Annotated in this window: 18 protein-coding genes; 1 reads left to right on the top strand and 17 read right to left on the bottom strand. The window is 43.5% G+C overall.

The genetic code is table 11. The features are described from left to right. Window positions 1-125: 125 nt before the first annotated feature. On the bottom strand, window positions 126-1,178 hold the full coding sequence (locus tag ACYSNS_RS12505) for a COG2958 family protein (RefSeq protein WP_461723500.1): 1,053 nt from the start codon (window positions 1,176-1,178) through the stop codon (window positions 126-128). Window positions 1,179-2,806: 1,628 nt separating this feature from the next. Here ACYSNS_RS12505 and ACYSNS_RS12500 point away from each other — a divergent pair. Further along, on the top strand, window positions 2,807-3,454 hold the full coding sequence (locus ACYSNS_RS12500) for an autoinducer binding domain-containing protein (protein WP_461723499.1): 648 nt from the start codon (window positions 2,807-2,809) through the stop codon (window positions 3,452-3,454). Window positions 3,455-3,537: 83 nt separating this feature from the next. Here the strand turns inward: ACYSNS_RS12500 and tssA are convergent, their stop codons facing one another. From tssA to ACYSNS_RS12420, 16 genes are all read right to left on the bottom strand, one after another. Continuing rightward, entirely contained in the window at window positions 3,538-5,052 is a 1,515-nt protein-coding gene (gene tssA / locus ACYSNS_RS12495) for a type VI secretion system protein TssA (protein WP_461723498.1), read from the bottom strand. A 1-nt stretch (window position 5,053) separates the two neighbouring features. Continuing rightward, window positions 5,054-8,707 (bottom strand): type VI secretion system membrane subunit TssM, encoded by a 3,654-nt coding sequence (tssM, locus tag ACYSNS_RS12490; RefSeq protein ID WP_461723497.1) that lies wholly within the window; start codon window positions 8,705-8,707, stop codon window positions 5,054-5,056. A gap of 12 nt (window positions 8,708-8,719) precedes the next feature. Further along, the gene (locus ACYSNS_RS12485; RefSeq protein ID WP_461723496.1) at window positions 8,720-9,451 is read right to left on the bottom strand and encodes a type VI secretion system-associated protein TagO; all 732 of its coding nucleotides are present in this window, start codon (window positions 9,449-9,451) and stop codon (window positions 8,720-8,722) included. A gap of 55 nt (window positions 9,452-9,506) precedes the next feature. Then, entirely contained in the window at window positions 9,507-11,084 is a 1,578-nt protein-coding gene (locus tag ACYSNS_RS12480) for a sigma 54-interacting transcriptional regulator (RefSeq protein WP_461723495.1), read from the bottom strand. Then, on the bottom strand, window positions 11,081-13,735 hold the full coding sequence (gene tssH, locus ACYSNS_RS12475; protein ID WP_461723494.1) for a type VI secretion system ATPase TssH: 2,655 nt from the start codon (window positions 13,733-13,735) through the stop codon (window positions 11,081-11,083). The genes ACYSNS_RS12480 and tssH overlap by 4 nt, the downstream gene beginning before the upstream one ends. A gap of 2 nt (window positions 13,736-13,737) precedes the next feature. Next, window positions 13,738-14,598 carry a type IVB secretion system protein IcmH/DotU gene (icmH, locus tag ACYSNS_RS12470; RefSeq protein ID WP_461723493.1) on the bottom strand — a complete coding sequence of 287 codons (861 nt, stop codon included), beginning with the start codon at window positions 14,596-14,598 and terminating at the stop codon, window positions 13,738-13,740. Continuing rightward, the gene (gene tssK, locus ACYSNS_RS12465) at window positions 14,595-15,956 is read right to left on the bottom strand and encodes a type VI secretion system baseplate subunit TssK (RefSeq protein ID WP_461723492.1); all 1,362 of its coding nucleotides are present in this window, start codon (window positions 15,954-15,956) and stop codon (window positions 14,595-14,597) included. The genes icmH and tssK overlap by 4 nt, the downstream gene beginning before the upstream one ends. A 12-nt stretch (window positions 15,957-15,968) precedes the next feature. Beyond that, a complete protein-coding gene (gene tssJ, locus ACYSNS_RS12460; protein WP_461723571.1) occupies window positions 15,969-16,466 on the bottom strand; it encodes a type VI secretion system lipoprotein TssJ in 498 nt (165 codons plus the stop codon). Window positions 16,467-16,517: 51 nt separating this feature from the next. Continuing rightward, on the bottom strand, window positions 16,518-18,032 hold the full coding sequence (tagH, locus tag ACYSNS_RS12455; RefSeq protein WP_461723491.1) for a type VI secretion system-associated FHA domain protein TagH: 1,515 nt from the start codon (window positions 18,030-18,032) through the stop codon (window positions 16,518-16,520). Window positions 18,033-18,034: 2 nt separating this feature from the next. After that, entirely contained in the window at window positions 18,035-19,060 is a 1,026-nt protein-coding gene (gene tssG, locus ACYSNS_RS12450) for a type VI secretion system baseplate subunit TssG (protein ID WP_461723490.1), read from the bottom strand. Continuing rightward, window positions 19,039-20,787 (bottom strand): type VI secretion system baseplate subunit TssF, encoded by a 1,749-nt coding sequence (tssF, locus tag ACYSNS_RS12445; RefSeq protein WP_461723489.1) that lies wholly within the window; start codon window positions 20,785-20,787, stop codon window positions 19,039-19,041. Before tssF ends, tssG begins: the two co-directional genes overlap by 22 nt. Before the next feature lie 34 nt (window positions 20,788-20,821). Then, on the bottom strand, window positions 20,822-21,304 hold the full coding sequence (gene tssE, locus ACYSNS_RS12440; protein WP_461723488.1) for a type VI secretion system baseplate subunit TssE: 483 nt from the start codon (window positions 21,302-21,304) through the stop codon (window positions 20,822-20,824). 2 nt (window positions 21,305-21,306) lie between these two features. Next, a complete protein-coding gene (gene tssC, locus ACYSNS_RS12435; RefSeq protein ID WP_461723487.1) occupies window positions 21,307-22,824 on the bottom strand; it encodes a type VI secretion system contractile sheath large subunit in 1,518 nt (505 codons plus the stop codon). 11 nt (window positions 22,825-22,835) lie between these two features. Continuing rightward, a complete protein-coding gene (gene tssB / locus ACYSNS_RS12430) occupies window positions 22,836-23,393 on the bottom strand; it encodes a type VI secretion system contractile sheath small subunit (protein ID WP_461723486.1) in 558 nt (185 codons plus the stop codon). 545 nt (window positions 23,394-23,938) lie between these two features. After that, a complete protein-coding gene (locus ACYSNS_RS12425) occupies window positions 23,939-24,226 on the bottom strand; it encodes a hypothetical protein (RefSeq protein ID WP_461723485.1) in 288 nt (95 codons plus the stop codon). 183 nt (window positions 24,227-24,409) lie between these two features. Next, on the bottom strand, window positions 24,410-24,605 hold a 196-nt coding region (locus ACYSNS_RS12420; protein WP_461723484.1), incomplete at its 5' end, for a hypothetical protein.

The following is a 24,605-nucleotide window of genomic DNA, read 5'->3' as shown; positions in this document are numbered from 1 at the left end:
CCCTTGGGGCGAAAGTAGTGCCCTTGGGACACTGGCCCCCTATTTTAAAAGTCTGCAACAGAGTTGTGTCATTTTTTTTAAATTATCCCGGCCAAGCGTGTGTCACGAAATAGCAGGTTTCCACGTCACACACCCGAATTGAGAGATTTATCCCAATTAAACTTGCTAATTTCTCCGGTTTGATGAAACTGTCGAACTTGTTTTATGTAGTCAAGAAAGTCAGTGTTTTCATCTGCAAGCCGACTTGCTGTATTCCAGTCTATGTCGATATGTTCACGTGCAGGAATAAGAATTTGGCTTTCACTGGGGTTATCTTTATCGAGCCGTATAACCCCGATGCCATGAAGACCTGCCAGCATCTGAAGTTCGGCCATTGTTTCGCTGCCTCCAATTTCACCTGCAACAAGATAGCCGAAGTTTGCCCACGATGAGTTGCTGACCGTCTGAAAAAATACTTCACGAACATTCGACCGATTAATGAGCTGCTTGACTTCAAACGACCATAATTTTGCTTTTTTACCTGCGCATTCTTTGACGCAATCCTTAACTTCGCGGTTCCAGTCGCGGCTAAGGTCCTCTATCCCTACAATGTCCGGATACAGCCATTTGTTGCCTTTAGGACCCTTGTTGTTGGAGGATTTTTTTTCATCAATACGTTTGCTGTGAATATTCAGTTCACCAACCAGATAGCCAATCAGTTTGGGGTAAAGCAACTGTTCACCTTTTGGGCTGCTGTTATTCTTTATGAAGCTTACCGTGTCGTTCTCCTGTTGTTCTACCGCGGCAATTTCCGTTTCATCACTTTCATCTGTATAATAATATTTACGAGGCCGCCCCTCGGACGTCTTGATTTGTGGGTGTCGGATTTGCAGTCTGGGTCGGTTTGCACCAATTTCAGCAACAAGTTGTTGAATCAAAGCGGCGCTACTTACTAAAGGTACCACTGTAGCGGTAGAGCGCTGTTGTTTTGCTTTACAAGCATCAGGATAGGTGGCAAATATCCATTCGGCAATTTGCCGTGCGGTATATCGTTCATTTGGCTTTTGCTTTAGAAACTCGGCCACTTTTTTTACCAGATTAAAAGCCACTTTATTTGTTTGTGTTTGCGCCACCACACAAAATCCCCTCTTTAGAATACCGGTATTACTTTTTATCATTGTACTGGAAATATTGTCCATGCAATGTCTCGCGTGGACAATATAATGTTTGCTCGAAAGATCAGACAGCAAACTGAATTTCTAGTTCAGCTTCGCTGCATGTGGAGAATATAGCATGGTAACATCTGGCGGGACATCTACGAAATTGCGTTTGAATGAATTTAAAGAACCGCGCACGGGGAAGTAGTGCGTGGCAAACTCAATTATTTTGTGCAAAAGTTATGCATCGTGATTTTTCTATATCTGAGACACTTTAATAAAAATGGGCACATCGTGCTACTTTAGATGGTCTATATTAAAACCGATGATCACCGAACTACTTAAGTTGATAAGCAGAGCGGCTCTTAGAAAATCGAATACATAAAATTGACCATTCGGCCGCCTTTATGGACGATGTGTTGCTCGAATTTCTCAATATAAATATATTTTCGCTCCCGTAACATGACGTGGAAAGGAGATGCGCCTAGGTACAATCAAATTCAGGTTGGTGAACTTCTTGGCGACTTTCTCAAAATATTGCGTTTTGGCAAGTGTCCTGCGCTACATTCTTGACCACATTGATTTTTGAACTTTTGAAACGCAAACTGCATGTCCTTTTCGTCTTCTCTGATGACAGCATCTGGTGCGTGCGCTTGCCGATCGCAATGGCAATAATTATTATACTCTACGGTCGCTCATCCAAGCCATTCCTCATTGCTAGAGCCAAAGATTGGTGTAACCTTTTATTGCAGCGATCTCGTATCCATAAGCTTCCCGTGCGAGAGTTATGACGATATCCAAGGGGTAATGAAAGGTGCCAACGACTATTGTACTTTGCAAACAAAAATCTTTGTTGTCAGGACATCTGCAACAACATTTTCAGCGAGAGTACCCTGTTAAACCTATAAATGATGCGTTGACTAAAATTCGCATTATAGTTTCACAAGGCGTATTGTAACGTTTGATCATGCATCGAGAAAAAACGGCGTAGTTGAAAAGTGACAGATAGAGGGCGAAGCTGGTATAAAGCTGTTCTATGTTCTCTCGCTGCACTCAGGCTTGATCTGGGAAAACAGAACACGGACAATGGAGGAACCAGGCTTGCCATCAGCTATCGAAAAAAGCGACGGAGTTCAGTCACAACGGGGGCCGGCACGAAGTGCATCGCGCACTTTGTTGAAGATTGGGATATCTCGAACAGCTGGGCATGACAAGGACGCAAGGCAACTTGACTTGCCTTTCGCATCAGTCGGCGGCAATTTGAAAACCCGTTCAGGGCATATAATGGTAGCCATTTGCTTTTACTTCGGTGCGTTATGCCATTTTTGACACCAGCCTCGGCTTTTAGATTTCGTCGTGAAAATAACGAACGAAAAATATATTTGCTAGATTATCAGCGGTATGATCCGAATTAATGTAGTATCGCCAGGGGAAATGTAAAAACAAAAGAATTACTATGATAGATTTTTTTGCAAGAATATTTTGTCATGATAGCTTTATATCATAGGGTTGGTTAGATTTTTTCGTACTGCTTGAGGGGGGGGGCGTCTAATTCGATAACACGAAAATAATATGTGTATAGTTGGGATATTGGTTTATAAGTTGATGCTTTTTTTTAAATTCAACAGATATGATATAAAGCACATCTCCATTTCAACATAGATTCGACCATGCATAATCAAGAACTGAAGTTTTTTAAATCCAAGTTCAACGGGAGAACAAACGTTATTTCAGCGCTCGAGACAGCTGCTGAGGTTATCGAGCCATTAGGCTATCGCGCCTGCTCATACGAGTTCATTCCTGACATGACAAATTGTAAGAATTTCTTCAAAAGACCTGAAATATTTGAAATTTACCAAGGACCAGATGAATTTAAAACGCTTTGGCTCGAAAACGGATTATATCAATATGATCCACTTCTTAACCTTAAAATCTATCGTAATATGCCTTTCGCTTGGTCATTTAAAGAACAATCTGTGGTCACGCCCTATGCACAAATTGGTCAAGCTAAATTGGTTGCAAACTATTTTCTTCAGATAGGTTTTGAACTAGGGGTAAGTGTGCCATATCATCTTCCTAACGGTGGATTGCTCGTTTTTACTGTATACAAGACCTATGCGGATAGCATGGATTTACAACATGCGGAGAAAGATAGGACTTATCTGATGGGGGTAGCGCATATCATCTTTAACGCTATGGATCCAATTTATTTGGGTTTAAATAATAAGTGCGAATTAGCGCAAACAAAAGAAAAACATAAAAACAACATGTCAGCTTTCAAGCAACTTAGTTTCAGTATTTCTTTCGAAAGCTTATAAATGTTTACCTATACTTAAGATTTCGAAAGTGAATTACACATGACGGCAATTGGGTAGACTCTTCATTGCGGTAGAAGGTGTTTTCAAGGCTTGGCAACAAGATGCCCAATTCGGTTCAATAGCTCAGGTTCAAATTCTTTGACTGTCATATTAGCGATATCATTTTCCAATCGTTTTGCCTGAACATTGACAAGAGTTTTTATACCCCACTCACTTAAACATTCCATCATCAACATTTCCCACAATGCCTGTGATCTAGGGGAATTGCTGACAGATTGGGATTTCTCTAGAAGGCTGATTGCTTCATTAAGTTGGCCGCTATTGGCTTTCTCACGTGCTAACCGGACGGTCTGTTGCATTTCACCATCAATCATCTCGCTATTCTGTGATTGCCCATGATGGCTGCCAGAGTTTTTATATCCCTCTAGCCATTCTGTAACCTCTTCTGGCACAAATGGTGTTCCATCAGAAAACTGGAGCTGAGAAATCCAGTCAAATTTTGAATAGAACCGGCATGTCTCGTCAAGAATGGCATCGGCGACATATTTACGATCACATATGGCTGCCAATTTATACGCAAGATAATGTCCCTCAATCCAGAATGGTTGTATATTGCAGCTCCGTTCCAGTTTTTGGACAATTTCAGTATTCATTTGCCCGCGTTGAGCGGCAATACGATATTCATCCAAAGCATTGGGTGCTACAGGCAGAATAACCGTTTTGGGGTCATCCTTTTTTCGTTGTTCTGGCGCGTTTTGAATACCAAACCAGGTTGAAAAACGTCGCAACCGATAAGAAAGAGGATTTGTAACATCAAAAGTCAGAATAAAGTCTGCAACGCTATTCAGACTCTGCTTGAGACTTCGTTCATTGCGGCTATCAAGTGTCAGATTTTCCGGGTGAAGTTCGATCGTTTGACCGCTGGCATTATCCTTATCTTTCACCTCTAATATAGGTTTAGGTTGTGCCGGTTCCTTCAGAATTTTTTCTAACGATGGTAATCCGCTCTCTTCATCTTCAAGTACGGACACCTCAACCCGATTGCCTAAAGCTTTCAGTTTTGTCGCAAGCTCATGATCGTATTTTTCAAAATAATCAGCACTTTTCCGCAGCTTTTCTGAAACAAGGACGACGTGTTCTTTTCCCTTTTCCTGTTCCAATGAAAGATTGACAATCTGGTCTATGGCTTCAACAATCTTACGAAGAACCGGCAACCGTTTTTTCATTTGGGGAAACGCTGTCGTACCCCATAAGTCAATGAAACGAGCTGTAATCATTGCAGCCAGTGTCATTGGATCGTCATATTTTTTTAAATGGGGCAGACATAACAACAAATAGTTTAAAAGACGAAAATCTTTTGCTTCCATCGTGAGTAAAGAAACGCACACATCACAAACCCACTCCCAACGGATAGAGCTCTGATTGAGCGTACCACGTTTCATCATCTCGCTCATAATTTCATCAAAAGTGTCGTTTTCCTCAAGGTCCACACCTTGCGGCGGAGATTTAGCAAGCTCGGCGCCAATGCAGTGATAGAGAGGATCATTATCGACCCACTCTAGTCCGGTGAGCGCGTTCATGGGCCGGCTGGAAGACATATCACAATTGCTCCGGCAATTTCATGGAAGTAAGTGGACGAATAACAAACGGATTTTTATCCGTTGCGGACATCTTGATACGGTATTTCACCTGTCCACCCCCCACATTGAACACAATCTCGGCGCTGTCAGGAGTAACCTTTGCAGTTGTTGCTTCATCAAACAATCTGAAACTCGACCAAAGACCGGAGTAGGTGATTGAACCCGTCCTTGATGTCGATATCTGACTGATATCCTGTTGGCTTGACAAAGCATTAGGCCATAGAATGGCAATCGGGCGGGTCGCCCCATGACTGTATGGAACAAGCTGGCCTTCTATATTCAGAACTGCTCTTGAAATAGTGCCACTCATTGTTATCGGTTCAACCGTATAACGTAATGTTGGCACACCATCTGAGTTGAAGAAGATATCCCTGATAGCCCTGACTTTGCCAATCTGGTTTATAAAGTCTTCACTTACACTCAAGCTCTGCCCATCAACCATGATTGGTGTCCCATTATAGGGATTGATGAAGGTTTTCAGATGATTATTGAAAAATTTATCAAATTCACCCTCGGGACCAAAGAAGCGCTGGAACTCTTGCAGAGACACTTCTTCTTTGCTGTTAATATTAAATGGATAACGGCCGGCAAGTTCTACATTATAAGTTCGATAGACATCATTTTGCCATACCGCCTGTAGATCTGATTTTGCCGCATCAAGAATAACTTTCCAGCTATGATCAGCTATTTGTGCATAGAATTTGTCGAACGGTTTGGGCAGATTGCCACCCGTTCGCCGCAAAACGAAGATAGGATCATCACCTTGCAGCTTGGCACGTTCTTGAGCGCGTTCCAAAGCCACCGGTTTGCTTGATTGCTGTCCGCTTAGAATGCCACGCATATACCCTTCCATGTTGGAAAGATGAGTCATCATTTCTTCAAGCGGCTGTGTCTGGCCTTCACGTGCGGTTACAAGCGCTGAGAGATCGGCAAAAGCACGGGCAATGCGCAAACCATGCTCACGGTTGGGGTCAAATACGATTTCCGTCTTTGGTTGTTTCTCATTTGTTGCGGTTGGTTCAGCCGGATAGATTTCAGTTTCCGCTTTAATAAGATTAAGCATGCGGCCAAACGGATTAGAAGGTCCATTGATTTCTGATAGAACCAGAGTTGCATGGTCTACATTCTTGAATTCGACAATATTGAGATTATTGATCATATTGGACCAATAATTGATATAATCTGTCGCATAGGAATGGCGGATTTTGTCCATAAAGGCCTGAAGGTCTTCGTCTGAATAACGGACACGCTCCCGTTCACCGGTCACCCAGGCGTCTTCAACAGCGATAACGGATAAATCCGTGCTTTTAGGTACAAAGAAGTCAAGGAAACCACGCTTGGTAAAGAAATAAGGTACAGCAATGTCTCTTTTTGTTGTGTCACTGTCACCATTTTGGACAAAAACAACATCGAAGCTCGGTCCGATTGCATTGCGAAGGCTTAGTCCATTTGGTACCTGACGTTGTGCTAAAGCCTTCAATCCACGGTAAAGGCGAACGTCACGGGGAACCTCTCTTAGGGCAGTTTGTGTATCCGTAACGAGCGCTTGGTCAATGGGGGCCGCAATTCTATTAGTGCCCAATGCATATTCTAGATGCTTGGCCAAATCATTTTGAAGTTCTCTATTTCCTTCAAACCGTTTTTGCCAGTTTTTCTGCATCCAAGCCAAAACAGCGATTTTACCCAATGAGCTGGTAGCGCCACTGGCATCAAGTTCCTGTCGACGTTGGATATCACCAAGTAAAAGATAAACGCGCAGTGCATCGAGACGTTCATCACTATTATAGGTTTCCGGGTTTTTTCCGAGCCTGATGATTTCGTCTTTCACTTTATCTGAAATACTCGGCAGATAACGTTCACGCAGAAGGTCTTCGTAAACTTTTTGCACTTCAGGGCCAACCCGGCGCCCCTGATAGAGAGCGGCAAAGCGGCGTATATCACTTTTGTTTTCCCATCCCGGATATTCATTGTTGGCCGAAGAGATAGCATCGAGTGCCGGTAGGAATTGTGCTTCACTTCCGGTTATGCTGGCATCGCGCGGCAGATCAATGAAATCCTTGCTGGCTTTCAATACATTTTCCGCACGATTAGTATTATCCTGCATCGTTTCATTTAAAATAAAGCCAAATGCAAGCAGAGCAAGAACGCTTCCCAGAATAGTACTTCGCAGCACGAGACGTTTATGATTTTCAACTTTATGGTTATCACCGGCTAAACCTGCTTCCTTGAAAACCACATTATTGAATAACTTCTTTGTAAAATATGTCGCCGTATTACCCGAATAAGCAGGCATGACTGGCGGCTTGATGTGGTATTCATTTGATATTTTTGTCAACAGGGCATTAAACGGCACACCCTCCTGCATGGACGAAACATAATAAATACCACGGACGAGAGGAGGAGTTGAAAATCGATCAGACAACAAAGCTTTATGGAAGAAATCCGAAACGATTTGTCCCGATGCTGCCAATTCGCGTAAGAATGAATAGATATTCTTGCGGATTTCAGTATCCCTATTGGTATTGAAACGATCAATAACCTGCTGGTTCGAAAAATTAATGAAGCGCGAGAATTCTTTTTCAAAATCCTCAACCCACTTGTCTGCATCGATTTCACTATAGACTGGGAACGAAAAGCCAAATGGTTCGTGACGCTCGGTCGTCGACATATAATTGAAATAATCGCCAAATCCGGCAAGCTGGTCAAGTTTCGTCATAACCACATGAACTGTGAACCGCGTCCCCAATTGATCAGCGATTTCAACGAGGCGTGCGTGGATATTCATCGCCGCCGCATTTCTTTCCTCATTCGTCATGCGAATAAGTTGAACAATGTCCATGGTTATGATCACGCCATTGATTGGCCGACGTGGACGCACGTCGTTCAAGAGGTTGGTGAAAGCATTCCAAAGCCGTTTGCGTCCTTCTTTTGCTGGCAGAGTCACAACCGGAACATTTGGGTCAATGTCGTCGTCATCAAACATATTCAATGATATGGGTGCCTTCATATCAAGCCATGATCCAGGAATATCAAACAAAACACTCTCGCGTGTCACCCAATATTGTGGCAGCTCCTTGTTGATGGCCTCACTTAGAAGACTGTCTTTTAATTCATGCGCCAACGGAAAATTTAGATCGGACTCCAAAATTAACGCGGTTTTTCCTGATTCAGAGGGGCCTAGAACCAGATACCATGGCATGGCATATAGTGTCCGACTGCCACGATCTTTTCCTGTCCATTTATCCTTGATGATCTTCATGGTTGAGCGAAACGATTTGCGAAGAATGACAATCAGCTCTTCAACAGGATCGCGTGGTTTAATCTCTTCTTCAACCTGTTTCTTAGGTTTCTTGCGAGCGACGGCGCGCGCTAGAAAATAATTATTGATACCCCATAGGATAACAAGCACACCAATCGTGATAATCCGATTTTTGACCGGTCGTAATGGAGCATATTCCAAATACTGGAATTGTGGACCGTAAAACCAGATCAGACAGGATAATACAATCAACAAGATCGTACTGACAAAGAGCCCTGACTTAAGACCACGGCCAATCATACGGGTGAAGCCTGTGATCCGACTGAGAACTGAAGTGACTCCAGAAACCTGCATGTGTGTTGCTCCTTACCAGTGACAAGCCAGCCGCAAGGGCTTGAGCCGGTCTTTCAGGTCGTTCATGTCAAAAATAAATGCGCGAGGTCCTTCAGGATAATTAACCTGAAGTTGCACGCGTGCATAATTGCTGATGGTTTTAATCGAGGCGATACTCTCAAGGCCGCGGCCTGCAATGACGACAGTACCATTTTCTACATCACGCCAATTGAGTTTGAATATACTGCCATTGCCTGATGATAGTGATAGGTTGGCCTGTAATGTCATAATTGGTTTTGGTAGTAAGACAGCCAGCGTTGTGATGTCGTTTTCGCAACTTAACATCATAATGGCTTCATCAGCCTGTGGCCTGTCCGCTGGAACGTCAGCCTCTTTCATAGTCATGAAAATATCGACTGTCTGTGCTGTCCATTCAAGCTTAGCGCTATTATCATCAGCAGGCTCTCGATTGCTTCTGGCGTTCAAAATTCGCATATAATCATCTTCGGTAAGCAGCATTGTTTCCTGCCAGGGACGAGCCCTCGTAATCCACTTCATATCACCTGCAACACGCTGCCGCTCAAGTGTTTCCGCCATGGAGCGCATTGGTCCGGTAACTATTTTGGTCGTGTTTTCAACCGCAATTGGTTCAACCTTAGCGACAGGGCTCTTGTAAACATCATCAAAACATAGAAGGCGCTGAACACGATCTGTGATTTCAATGCATTTTTTACCTTCTTGGCCAAGAACGGTATCGTCGGCCATGGCATAACTGCTGAAAAGGCTTAATGAGAGGAACAGCGAATTTATCGCTATGATTTTATGCCATTTTTTCATCCTCAATCCCTTCCAAACCACACTTTTTTAACTTGTTATAAAATGTCCTAATCGGTAATTTCAGCTGTTTCGCTGCCCGTATCCGAGACCCCTCATTCATCCGAATTGCATCGAGCAGGAGCTTCCTTTCAAATGAAGTGCAGGCCGATTGAAAGCCTTCAGCAAAGGCCATGACTGCTGGATTTATCTCCGGCTCATGAAATGCATTGTTATCATGATAAACAGTGTGGATCGTCTCGGATTTAATGAAGCCGATTTGCTCTGACGTCCGACAAACATGGAATATCAATGAACGTAACTGGCGAACATTTCCGTCATATTCCAAGCTACATAATGCCTGAATGGACGCTACGTCCAGATTGAAGCGTGTGCCGACGCTTTTGTTGTATTCGTCAACGAAAGACACCGCTAAGGCTTCAATATCACTGATCCTTTTGGAGAGTGGTTCAATCTGTATCCTGCTTTCAGCCAACCGATAATAGAGATCTTTGCGGAACGCATCATTCATAATCATTTGTTGTAGGTTTTTATGCGTGGCTGAAACAATGCGTGCATTAAATGTTATTTCAGATGTCGAACCGACAGGTATGAATTTCTTTTCTTGTAAAACGCGTAATAATTTGGCTTGGAGTTCAAATGGTAAGTCTCCGATTTCATCAAGAAATAGCGTGCCATTTTCAGCGCGTTTAAAATAGCCAGCTTTTTCACCATAGGCACCAGTAAAAGCGCCCTTAACATGGCCAAAGAGCTCGCTTTCGATCAGGCTTTGATTAAGCGAAGCAACATTGACCGCAATGAATGGGCCGTCACGATTTTCAGAGTAACGGTGCAATTCTTGAGCCACCAGTTCTTTACCGGTTCCAGTGTCGCCTTGGACTAAAACGGAGAGTCGCATTGGAGCTAACTTGGCAATATCTTCGCGCACCTTGATAATGTTTTTTGAATTGCCAATAATATTCAATGAGAGATAATTATTCCTGATTTTTTTTTGCTTGCTGATCTCATTGGAGAGGCTATCGACTGCTTTTTGCAGATGATTTTTTTTGAATCTTTCCTGATCGCTGCTTGCTTTCATTAAATTGAGAGATGAACAATAATTGGCATATTTTTGTGCAATAACCAAATGTTCATCCGTCAATAAGCTTTCATCCGCAGAGATAATAAAGAAAAGATCTGGATTGGTCGTAGATGAATGTTGACCGGGGATTATCATGAACCCCGCATAATTCAGGATAGGAAAAAACCTTTGTTTGACAAGCTTCATGATGTTCTGGTTGCTGTCATTCATGACTTGAATCGTCTTCTGTTTGAATAACCAGCTTAATGGGTCGCCCTTATTCTCACATTCTTCGATATTCATGACAGCAAAGCTGTTTTTCTCGGGCCAGGCTGCAAGCTCAACGTAATTTTCAAAAGTTTCATCACGGCCAATAATTGTCACGCCGGATGCATTAAAGAAATCATACATGGTATGAGCCATATGACTTCGGGCTGATTTCAACTCATGAATTAAAATCTCTTCACTGCAACGGGTGATGATATCAGGCAGCGAATAACTCATTCTGCGGCCTCCATGGAAGCGGGTTCCATATATTTAAAAATGAACGTAAATTCACCTCCATTATCCACTGCAACATGAACTTCTGTCAGCGTTTTCTCAATAAGACGGCTTTCCAGTATTGTTTGTGAGATTTGGGGCACAATGCGTTTTTGCAGCAATTGGTCAATTAATCGGGCGCCGCCTGCCGCGTCGTTGCAAAGTGCTTCAAAATAGTCAACGGCCTTATCTTCTATCGTGAATATCAAACCCTGCTTTTCCAAGAACAGCTTGCGCAACTCATCTATCTTGAAAAGAATAATTTCCTTCATCACTTCCTTGCTTAGTGGCAAATAGACAATAGGGTCTATGCGTGCCAGCAGGGCCGGTTTGAAATGGTTGATCAAAATCGGCTTGACCTTAGTGAGGATCTCTTCACTGGTAATATCCTTATCCTGCATAACCAGATCAACAATCTGATCACTTGCAAGATTGGAGCACATGAAAAAGATGACGTTTTTACAATCGATATCCCGGCCTTCACCATCCGTTAGAACGCCCTTGTCAAAAACCTGATAAAAAAGATTGGTTACATCTGGATCAGCCTTCTCGATTTCGTCCAATAACACGACGGAGTATGGTTTTTTGCGAATGGCTTCCGTAAGCTTTCCACCCTCACCATATCCAATATAACCGGGCGGGGAGCCAATCAGACGAGAAACGGTATGTTTTTCCTGAAATTCGGTCATATTGACAGTTGTCATGAATTGTTCACTGCCAAAGAGTTTTTTTGCTACTTCAATTGCGGTTTCTGTCTTGCCAGTACCTGTCGAGCCCACGAGTAGGAAGACACCCAGCGGCCGTCCGCTCTTGTGCAGATCTAGACGTGAGGATTGCAAACGCTCTTGGATAACTTGCAGAGCATGATCTTGTCCCTTAATTACCTCACCAATTTTTTCTTTGAGATGCAAAAGAGTTTCAATCTCGTCCTCTGCCATATTTGAGACGGGTATACCTGTCCAATCAGAAATGACCGATGCAATTTCTTCCGGGCCGACTTCCAAACTGATCAAGGTTTCATCTTTACGCGCCTCATCGAATTTCTGACGTGCACTTATGATGCGTGCGCGCATTTCAGGTGATTTATTTTCACCTTGATTTTTATTTCGGAGTTCTTTCAGTTCTACGACCAGCTGCTTCTGCTCATTGTGCGCTGATAAAAGACGTTCCTTCTCATTGGCATTATGCGCCAGCTTTTCATTGATAAGGACGATCCTTTCATGGATCGACTTATCGTCATGTCCAGCATCAATATCCCGTTCCAGCTTTTCTTTTTCACGTTCAAGAGAAGCTGATTCCTGAACCAGTTTTTCGATGACCAACGGAACGCCGGTCAAGGCAGCGCGGACACGTGCACATGCTGTGTCCAGTATATCGATTGCCTTATCCGGCAATTGTCTTCCGGTGATATAGCGTGAAGATAACCGTGCTGCCGCCTCTACACCTGCATCACTGATATAAACGCCTTCATGTGCTTTTTCATAGGCGGGCACCAGACCACGAATGATCACGCAAGCATCTTCAACCGATGGTTCATCTAGTTTAACAAGCTGGAAGCGCCGGGTGAGGGCCGGATCTTTTTCAAAATATTTTTTGTATTCCGACCATGTTGTGGCGGCGATTGTTTTTATTTCACCTCTGGCTAACGCCGGTTTCAACAAATTGGCGGCATCGCTGCCTCCGGCATTTCCTCCGGCACCAATCAAGGTATGAGCTTCGTCTATGAACAGGATCGTTTGGCGGTCAGCGTTTTTCACTTCATCAAGAACCGCTTTCAGGCGTTTTTCAAATTCACCTTTGACAGATGCGCCAGCCTCGAGCGCGCCCATATCAAGACCATAAACCTCGGCACCTTGCAGGCTTTCAGGCACATCGTTATGGACAATTTTATAGGCGAGCCCTTCAACGACGGCAGTCTTTCCGACGCCCGCTTCCCCCACACAAATCGGATTATTCTTGCGCCGTCGTGCCAGAATATCGATTATCTGGCGTATTTCGTCATCACGACGAAATACCGGGTCTATACGACCGTCCCTGGCTTGCTGAGTGAAATTTTCGGCGTATTTTTCCAGTGCACTTTCAGATGCTAAGGGCGCTCTTGCCGCGCCGGTTTTTCCGCCTTTAGGTTTGTGCACTTGTTCAATCGATCCGGATGTTAAAGCTGCAAAATCCTTTAAAACCTTGTCATGGGGGGCACGGTCCAGCATATCAACATATTCATATCGGCAAAAACGTCCACTATCACGGATGATCGCTAGTAAAATGGCACCGCTGCGTATCCGCTGTTCATTTAGCTCCAACGAGGTAATCATCCAAGCAGATTCGAGCATTTCAAATAGCAGGGGTGATAGTATGGGCATTTCGCCGTTGCTTGAACGAAAGCGCGAGAAACTCTTTTTCAGCTTTTCTATAAAAATGTCGATATCAAGATCAAGATTGCGGAATATCCATCGGAAATCATTGCCGTGCTGTTCACATAAGGAGATTAGAAAATGCTCAATAACAACCTCGCGGTGACCGGCGGCAACGCATACGTTGGTTGCTTCGGTCAATGCTGCATGGCAAGCCTCTGACAAGCGGTCAACAATCTGCTTTCTATTGTCAACGGTAACCATGATCAGTCTCCTTTTAAGACGTGGGACAAGTCATTGATGATCCCGTTGGTATAATTTTCAGTATAAAAGAAATAAGCCAGATACATGATGATGGCGATGATTAGAGCTGTCATGATGACAGCAATGACGGGGGTCTGCCATTTAACAAGATGGTCTTTTGCAATGATATTGGTCGAGTCGAACGTCGAAATTTCGGGCGGATATCCTCTTTCCTTCCGAATGATATCGTGTATTTCCTGCATAAAGGCTTCAAGTTTAAGCTTGCCATTATGCTCGGGTCGGTATTTACCTTCATACCCTAAGACCATGCACAGATAGAGAAATTCTAGGATGTCGATATAACGTTTGGCTTCATCAGACAGGCGTTCTGCAACAATGAAAAATTTTTCGCCGCCCCATGTTTCCTGATGATAGATTGATAGAAGACTTTTTTGTGCCCAACCACTTCTTTCACCCCAATCGGTTGCCAGAACGGTTTCATCAATAAAACTGCACATACAATAGCTAAAGGCGATCTGCGTTGAGCGATCATATGCTTCCTTATGAAGCTCAAGGATGATCGTATCAAGCTCGCTACGGCATCGTTTATGCAAATCTTCCACTTCATCATAATCCCCCAGGGAAGATATCCGCATAATCAATGCGATAAGAGTGGAAGAGGCATCAATTATTTTATTGATGGCCATACCCCGAATGGGGAAAGAAAAATCTGGCTGACTAGCTGCCATATTTTTCATCATTTTCTGCCTTGGTGATAGGTCTTTTCTTGAGGCGATTTCTGTTCCTTTTTGGCCAACATAAAAGTCATCGTTCTCAAAAATGGTCGGAACTTCATTCGTTTCCGCACTGCTGGTATCACTCATGCCGTACCTCCATTACCTTTGCGCCCCCGGATAGCCCAAAATTGCATGTCGAGATCAGGAAACTCACCTGCAATATGGAAGGCAAACCCGGTTGATTTTTCCAGATTTTTCCACCCACTTGAATTGTGGTCCAGATAAAAATATGTGTATTCCGCATGATAGGGGAGCTGCCGAGGGGCTGTCGGCATGGGCTGTAAACTAACACCGGGCAGATGTGATTTGACCAATTCACGGATTTTATCAATTGAGGATATTTTCACCTGAGTTGGAAATATCTTGGCCAATTGATCACGTGGCATCGACGCCTTAACAGCCAGGACAAACGAACATTGATCAATAAGTCGGTTATCTGAAATTGTTGCAGTATAAAAGCCGAACTCATGCGGATCGAGCTTGAGCGAAATCGCATTTGGTTCAAGCATAACGCTCAAGGATTTACGCAGTGAAGAAACCAGAGGCTGAAAACACACGTGTGGTTCTTCATGGTGGTAAATAGGCCAGTCTTCAGGCATGCGCCCATCATGGGTAAATGTTGCCAATTCACCGGCCGCACCTGCAAATAGTTCATAAAGCCGTTCTGGATGGACGCGTTGAATGGTACTATGATGACGGAAAATAGGGCCAAGTCGGTTGGTTGTCTGCAACAGCATAAAATCTGCAACATCGGCAACGCTGTTTTGCGACAGTTGGCCAAGTCTTTCAGAAATCTGCTGCGCCCTTTGTTTCAACAAACCAGTAAAATCATCAAGGGCACGACGCAATTGCGGAATTGCCTGAATGTCGTAAGCCATTGGCATAAATTCTGTATCCAGAATAATGCTTCCGTCACTGCGTTTTTCCTTCACGCGCGCAATAGGTATACAGCTATAAGAGCTGCGATCGTCCCGTTCCATCATCAAAGTTAAGCGCAATTGACCCACTTCAATTTCCCATGGGTCTGCATCAGCACTTGTAACATCACGTGTTTCCTGATTAAAAACATTCAACCTTGCAGATTCCTCAGCACTGCCGTCTGTCAATATTTCAGGAACGCCGTTGGTCCACAAAGGCAAGCAGAGATAAATAACTTCATTGACAACATTCGTTTCACCAATATCGAGGGCAGGGGGGGGGGGAGCTTCGTTTGGAATTTCGAAAACCGTCCGATCGGGAAAAATTCCACTGGCTGAAACAATTGTAATTCGTCCGTGCAAGAGGTTTTCCTGATTAATCTCAATTGCTTCTAAGCCATATTGATAAGCGCTGATAGCATCGCCACGACGACGAATGATATAGTCATGATAACGAGATTGTTGCTGGAAATGATTAGGACGAATGAATTGTCCATCAGTCCATAAGGGGGGGTTACGATTTGACACTCTCAATCTCCATTATCTATGCACTTGCACTGATACACCCTTTGATGTGACAGGTATCAGTATCTTATACTGCTCTCCTGTCGCATTGACTTTCTCAACGGCTTTCCATGTCACTTTGTCCATATTGGCATATGCAACAGCCACGCCAATAAACCCCGTATCCTCAGTAAATTTGAATGGCGTGATGACTGTCGATTCCCCCGGCTTTACCTGTTTCTTCATGTGACGGATGTATGAAGTTTCTAATGCCCCCTTAGGATTTTCAAACAGCGAGAAATAATCAGCATTATTCAACTCATCCGGATCCTTGAGCTGGAATACAATGACGTCCACTGGCGCATCACCGTATTCAGATTTGTTTGCATTCTTGTCAGCATAAAGCGTGATTTGTGCTGTCGATGGCTTATCAGTATTTTGTTGGCCTACAGGCGTATTGGGATCCATCATAATCTTTCCCATTTTGCTCATAGCTTGCATAGATTGAGACGGTGAACAGGCCGCGACCGACATCACGGTCAATCCCAACGCAATACAAGATAAGATTGATTTCGAGCACATGATTTAGCCTTCCAATGTCTGTTTACGCATTTCGCGGTCATATACCTGACTGTAGACTTCCCAATACATGCGACCAAGGCCACCTTGCTGTTCAGATCTAATTTCGTTGTAATAATGTTGGTACATTTGCCAATGCCATGCATCGAGATCTCCTGCACGGGGAGCGTGGCCCTTGTATTTTTTAAAACGTTTAGCAAGTGCTAAGGGACCCAACGCTCTTAATACGGCATCAAGTGCCTCTTCAGCGGCAACTTCGCTGGCTTTTTCATGATACTGGATCAATTCTAGGCTTTCGCCGATCGCAGCTGCAGCGGACAAGTGCACCGGGCTGTTGACTAGAAACATATCTTTGATGACGTCTTCAATCGACTTATCGAGGCGAAGCGGATTATCCTCGATGGCATGGAGATGTGTTTGTGACAAATGACTTTTATCCGACAATTCACGTTGATGGGCTGCCATCAAGCCTTGTACGGTTGCCTTTATCGCTTCACCAATATCAGTCAGAAGACGATTGGCTTTAGGTACAGACATTTTATGGATGGGAATGCCCATTGCCAAGCATAATGGCCGCAAGAGAACATGATCGATAAGTTCTCCTTCTTCCTCTTCGAGCAACTCGATATCATTCAGATAATGATCGCGTGTTGAGATGTCCTCCAGATCAGACTTAGTCAAAGCTGTTTTTGAACCCAGATTTGATGCGATTGATTCAAGATATTCATCAATGTTGTCGGGTTTATCATTCTTTTTCATCTTCGAACTGGCTTTCTTTTTTCTACTTTTTAAGTCACTGACAATAGGAAGATCCATGTACGCAGATCCGGGTTGCAGATCATCGGGCACATCTGGAGCTATACCTTCTTCAGGAGCCCCTTTGATAATATCTCCAAGCTTGCTTGCCATCACATCTTTCTCTGCGATTGAATCCTTGTCAAAAAGTTTGATCGGATCGCGCTCCGTTGTTGATCGGCTTTCATAATTTTCTTCAATCAATGTGACGGGGTCAGTTATTTTTTCACGCTTTTTCGCTTCACGAATATTGATCCGATCGGAGCCTTTCATTGTTTTGCTTTCGAAGAAATTCTGGGCCGTTAGGCTTTCCTCATCACGATTATCGACCAGCGAGCCAATTGACATAAAGCGCCTTGCCCATCGGGCACCGCGGGCAACAAGTGACGCAGTTTCTTCCTCCGTCAGCTCGATATAGGCTGTCAGCTCAAATTTCCCGATTTTGATGGTGTCACCATCCCTGATCTGGACAAGTTCACCAACAGGAATGAATGACTTTGCATTGTTGATGGATAAGCCCTTTTTGATGCTTGTTTCTAAACAGAATTGCTTATCCTGAAGAGTAATGACAACATGGGTATCTTTGACTGACCCGGCACGATCAACAATCTGCCATGTACTATCTTCATCAGCACCAATTGTCCCGCCTTGCTCATCAAAATCCTTGATGGCGGCATATCCCCCACTCAAATCATCCGTATTGTTGATCACCATTCGTAAGTGCATGTTTAACTCCTTACCTTGATGATGACATCACGCATCTCGGTGATGCGACCGTCACCGAGAAACGATGACCAGCCAAGGCGGCCAGGGCTGTTTTTTTCGAGAGTGATTGGATAGGCTTCTTTGGGTTTCAAACCCAATTTGAGATCATATCCAAGCTGATCGCGGAACATAAATTCTACAAGGCCACGCAAGCTCTTGAAATCTTTGCCGTGCGGTAAAAAGTCCTGAAATCTCTCGAAATCAAGATTGCGGATAACGATCCGGATTTTACCTTGAATGTCGGGTGAATATTGTCCGAGAATCATATTTCTTCCCAAATGAGAATTGTTCTGTCCAAGACGGGTCAACTGATCTGGTGGGATCTGGACTTTCCTTTTCGTCCATTCCTCTATGCTGACATCATCTAGGTTGAATGCTCTGGCAATCACAGTTGAAAACAGGGCAGGGGATCTGTTCCGCGTTGCCATCAAACCAGCAAAACATAACAGTCTAGGCCAGTACACATTGGTGAAATCACGCGAATCCGCGTCACCCAATCCAAACATGGAATAAATCCATGTCGAAAACTGATCTTTGCCTTTTGGCTGATATTTCCTGTAGTAACGCGATCGTCTCCAAGAGCGGTAAAAAAGGCCAATCAAACGATTATGAAAATAGTCGAAAAAATCCTTGATGACCGAATGATCCTGCTCATAAAGAGCTATCTGTTCTGCATAATAGGACGGCAAGGGGGTTGCAGAACCATGTAATCCCAGAAACGTAACCTTCAACTTATATCGAGGAGCGGCATTTTCACGCTTCGGGGCGATATATTTGATGCGGACAACATCAGACGTTGGAAAACTGATACTGGAATCCACTTCGAACAGCAGCTTTTCATCAAAAGCATGTTCATGAGTCCCGACCTCAATGTCATCATCAATCGTTTTTTCAATCAGTTCTATCGCTTCAAATGCTGAGAAATAACGGGCCTTTTTTTCGAGAAACCCGCTAAAATCAGCCAAAATCATCTGATTTTCGCCGGCCATCTGTAGACCTCTCCATTCTCTATGCCATGTATCTCAAGCTCGTGAAACGAGTTAACGGTCGTATAGAGCGCAAAGAATTCAGCTAGGATTGACATGAACAAAAACATATCACCTTCGGTCTGAAACGCGCTTTCCCGTACTTTCAATACGGACTTCAACCCCTTGATCATGAGATTTCGATGAACTAGTGTATGGGGCTGGGTATTAAGGGATAAAATTCCTTCAATTCGCTGCTTTGCTGCTCTCTTGACAGCAGGTTTAATCAGGCTTTGAAAGTCAAATATCGTCAAAATTGCTGCAATTGATTCAAGATCAAGCAGGGAAGTATAATTTAACGCCAGATTAGACAGGCCATTCCAGTCCAGAGTACCATCCAGAGGCGGATAAACCGGCTTGGTCGGGCGTGTGACATTCTTGGCAGTTACAAAATTGATGGATTGATCGTAAAATTCGCTGATGGCACCCATTGCCAATTCATCACATCCCTCCCGATTAAAGCAGGTAATGTCAATCGATATGACCTCTTCATTAGGAACGATCTCATCTGAGTTATGAAGGATGAAAGAAAGATCGTAATTAAATCCGTTATATTTTTTGGATAGGTCTGGTCGGCAGAAATAATAGACCTGCTCTGCAGAATATTGCGCATTGATTTCGTGGTTGAAAGATTCAAAAGATGGATATTGACGTTGTAATGTCAGGCGCAAACCATCTGTGCTCGGCCTTTGCCCTCTGACATCATCAACTGAAAATATCTCGAACAGATGCGGTTCAAATCCCATAGGCCTGATGCGATAGCGTGTTTTCGTATGATCTACGGTTAACGGTTCGGCATCAGTTTCGAAAAGATTGACTGCCGGTATGCAATAAAGACGCAGATTTTCATTGTTCATGCGTATGTCTCGTGGCAGAGCACGTTCAAACGACAATTCAATATCAAAACTATCGTCGGCAATTGAAGATAAGTAATTTTTTATTCCAGACAGACTGTATCCATAAAACTTTTCAGGAAAGACAAAATATTCCTGAAGGAGTCTGTGTCCTTCAAATGCTGCGGAATGTTGCGGTAATACAGCATCATTATGTTTGAACCCAATCGGGTATATGCAACCGTTAGGCAGGACTGTCCGGATTCCGTCCTTGGAAACAATCGTCACATCTCTAATATATCGGCCGATCCATAAGTATAGCAATTGTTGTAATGAAGTATCGCCAATAATAGTAAGGTCGAGATAATCAATGCCTATTGCATGAATAGGTATATTCAGCAGACTTTTAAAGCTGATTTTAATTTGATTTTTATTCTTCAACCGTTCAAGAACAACATTGTCAATATCCAGCGGATAAACAAGGCAGTCAGATGTTGTCCGAAAAAGACACCTGGCACCTCTAATGGGTTTTGAGTTCAACAGTGTTCCTTTGGGCAACACCTTGCTTTTACTAATATGAGAGGCGTGAGGTGCAAACTTGATCATCGTTGTCGAAGGAAAAACACGCAAAAAGTTCGGCCATAATAATTGAATAATGGAAAGCGTGAACTCTCTTTCTTCTTCGATGATTTTTTCTCGGGTCATGGAAGTCAGATAGGCGAGACCTTCTGTAACCCGCTCAACGTCAGGGTCGGTATTGGTCGATCCCATAGAGGGTGCCAATTTAGGGTTCTGCTCGACAAATTGTCGACTGCCAACCTTTAAATACTCTAACTCATCACTGAATAAGCGATTCATCTACTATACCAAACCAACTCTAACAAATTTCAAATTATGAGGGATAAAAATGTCCATCCTTCATGGCTATCTCTATTCTGATTTGCTCCTCCGCCGATTCCACACGCAGACTGGCTGTGATTGTAAAATCCAGATCCAACGGACTGTTTGGATCAGACTTTGATCGCACCTCGACATCTTTAAGCCGTGGTTCCGCCATAACAATGCATTTGCGTACAGATTCAACCAGTTGCTTGGATACTTCCAGCGTACTGACTGTACTGTGGTTAAAGTCCGGAATACCAAGTTCCAAATTGGCAGGCGAACCAGCTGCATGAACATTCAAAGCCCTATCAAGATTGCGTTTGATAGAGCGGATAACTCCGTCAATGCTATAATGATAGGAAGGCGTATCCAGATCTTCCTCATCCGTGATAAGCCGATCCAATAAACTGCCACTTGCCTTTCGTGTCTTGGAGTCCAGCACATCTTCCGGAGTCGACTCGCCAGATTGGCGAGTCGAATTGTATATTTTCATCGCTAGTCGTCCCGCTCACCTTCGACGGTGGCCTTTTCGAGCTTGCCAACCAGCGAAAGTTCGAAATTTGCACCCATATATTTGAAGTGTGGACGGACTTTAATGGCAGTTTGATACCAACCTGGCTCACCAGCAATGTCAGCGACTTCAACACTGGCTGCACGCAGCGGGCGTTTGCTGCGTACTTCTGACGGTGGATTTTCCTGATCGGCAACATATTGCTTCAGCCATATGTTCAATTCACGCTCAAGATCTTCGCGTTCTTTCCAAGAACCTAGCTGTTCACGTTGCAAGACTTTAAGATAATGCGCGATACGATTGATGATAAACAGATAAGGCATCTGCGTGCCAAGCTTGTAGTTGGTCTCGGCCTGTTTTCCTTCCTTGGTATTGGGAAAGCGTTTAGCCATTTGTATCGAGTTTGCCGAAAAGAACGCTGCATTATCCGAGCCTTTGCGCATTGTTAAAGCAATGAATCCTTGATCAGCCATCTCAAGTTCTCGACGGTCGGTAACAAGCACTTCCGTTGGTATTTTAGCATCAAGCTGTCCCATCGCTTCATAGACATGAACTGGCAGGTCGTGAACAGCACCACCACTCTGCGGGCCGATAATATTGGCGCAAAAACGGTATTTGGCAAAGCTTTCGGTTAAGCGCGTTGCAAGTGCGTACCCGGTGTTGCCCCATAGATAGTTCTCATGATTGGATGCAACGTCTTCGACATAAGAAAAATTACGTGCTGGATTATCTACAGGGTCATAAGGCTGACGGAGCAAAAAGCGGGGAACGGTAAGGCCGAGATAACGCGCATCTTCAGATTCACGCAGGCTGTTCCATTTTCGATATCGTGGGCTTTCGAACACGGACGATAGCTCTTTGATCGCAGGAATATCGAGATTGCTTTTCACGCCAAACATTTCAGCCTTAGTGCCGCCAAAAAACGGGGCATGTGCCATAGCACCAACAGAGGACACATATTGCAACAAGCGAATATCAGGTGTCGATGGACCAAAATCGTAATTTGCAAACATAGCTGCGACAGGTTCACCACCAAATTGGCCATAATGGGCAGAATAGATGTGCTTATAAAGACCAGCCTGTGTTACTTCAGGTGCCTGATCAAAATCATCGAGCAGTTCATCTTTGGTGGCTGAAAGCAGATCGAATTTAATATTTTCACGGAAATCGGTACGGTCGACAACAAACTTCAGACCCCGCCATGCAGACTCAACCGCCTGAAAGTCCTGGTGATGAAGAACCTGATCAATCTGTTGACTGATGCGTCTGTCAAGGTCGGCAATCAATCGGTCGCAAGATCTCTTATTGACCTTTTCATCAGGATTTGTCGATTTGAGGATTTCACCGATCAGTACTTCCAAACCATTTTTGGCAATATCGTATTCTTCTTGGTCAGGAGAATACGGAGTTGATTCAAGAAGCTGATCAAGAAGCGAGGCGTTAGCCACAATTTTACCCTTAGATACTGCATTGTCGGCAGTTTGTGTTTTTTCTACAGCCATTTTTCTATCCTCTATTTCCTATTTTCCGTTGAGTCCGTGGATGGCTTTGTCGAGTTGTCCAGGCCATCAAGAGGGTTCGAATGGGAGGATATTTCTTTTAAGATCTTTTCACGTGCCTGAGGATCTTCAATGATGTTTTGAACAGCATTGCGGAAGGATGGCATGTTGCCCAGCGGACCCTTCAATGCGTTAATGTTTTCACGCAAATCCAAAAGCTTTTTGATTTCCGGGATCTGCTTAGCGATCGCGTCAGGTGAAAAGTCACTTAAAGATGCGATGTTCAAACTGACTTTCAGTTCATCATCTTTGTTGCCGCTTAACGTATTGGGAACGGTGATATCAATCCTAATATTTTGCTCTTCCATCACCTTAGCAAAGGTGTTCTTATCAACTGATAAAACCTTGCGCTCTTCAATGGCTGTATCTTCATGCCTGCCGGTATAATCACCAACAAAAAACAATCGTAAAGGCAGCTCCTTTTCTTCCTGCTGCCCGAGCGTTGCAGGTGTATACTTGATATTGATACGTTCTTTGGGAGCTACAGATCCCTCACGTGTTCCACGTGCCATATTCTTTCTCCTTCATGTTGATATCTTCGTTTTTATACCGATCATTATGTTTTCGATGACCGTTACGAATAATATTTTTCCAGAATTTCAAACAAACAAAACCATCCAATCAAGCATGAAAGCTTGTTGCTTATTAAAGATAAATTTAATGGAAAACTATACAGACAACGCTCGAAGCTTTGACTGATAGAAAGCATTCATTTACACAGAAATTCTTATAAACATAATGGTGTCTTCTCCCGCTTTTATCCAAAAACAACTTTCTATGCCCAGCCATTTTCATCAACTTAAGGGCGCAGCCCAATAACGACATTGTCGTCATTGCCCTATATCTTGCACTTTTCCGCAAGTTATGAACAGAAAGTTAAATGCTAAAACCATAGGTTGTCAATAAACATTGTTTCAATCTGGGACGATGGCAACAAAAAAAATTAAAATTTAATAAATTAATAGAAAAATTGAAATATATATAGATGCAATCTTCACTAACATCACGTCAAATTTAATAGTTGGTGGAGTTCAATATTTGAGTAAATTTGCCGAAATCAGGGCTTGCCGCAAGGGGCGTCATACGGAAATTTATCTTCATCGTAATAACGACAATAGCGGGTACTGTCTTTGTTGCGAAGGTAGCCGACAAGCCCACCAGCGACTGCGCCGCCCGCTGCGGCTGCATAGATTGCTTTCTCATGGTGCCCAAAAAGGGCACCGCCTGCAGCTCCGGCTACAGCGCCGCCAGCTGCCCATTTGCTAACTCCAACTTCTGTGGCTGTGCACCCAGAAAGAACAAGAGTTGAAGATAATGCCAAAACAGATAATCCCGTAAGGTTCATTATATAACACCCTTATTTTACGTTTTTATTACAAAAATATCAACGTATTCATTTGGTATAATATACCTTTATTTTAATTTAATCGCATGAGTGTCATATGTTATGCAAATCCAATAATAAGAATACGTGTTAGGCTGATAAGATATAGTTTAATAATAAGAATACAACTCCATTCATTGTATTTTAAGCATAAAAAATGTCAATATGCGTATTGATGAGAATTCGCCTTTCGAAAACCTTTGCAATCAATAGATATGGTGCCGTTTTTGGCATTGTGACTGCCACTTTTGGCAAAGTATTGGAATTGTTTGGTAATTCATGTGTTTTTGGTTGATTTTGTTGGTTTTTTACTGTTTTGAAATGCCAAAATTGGCATGAT

This window comes from Bartonella sp. LJL80, from assembly GCF_054871565.1.
The sequence above is the reverse complement of the archived record's forward strand: the minus strand, read 5'-3'. Positions and strand labels throughout refer to the sequence as shown.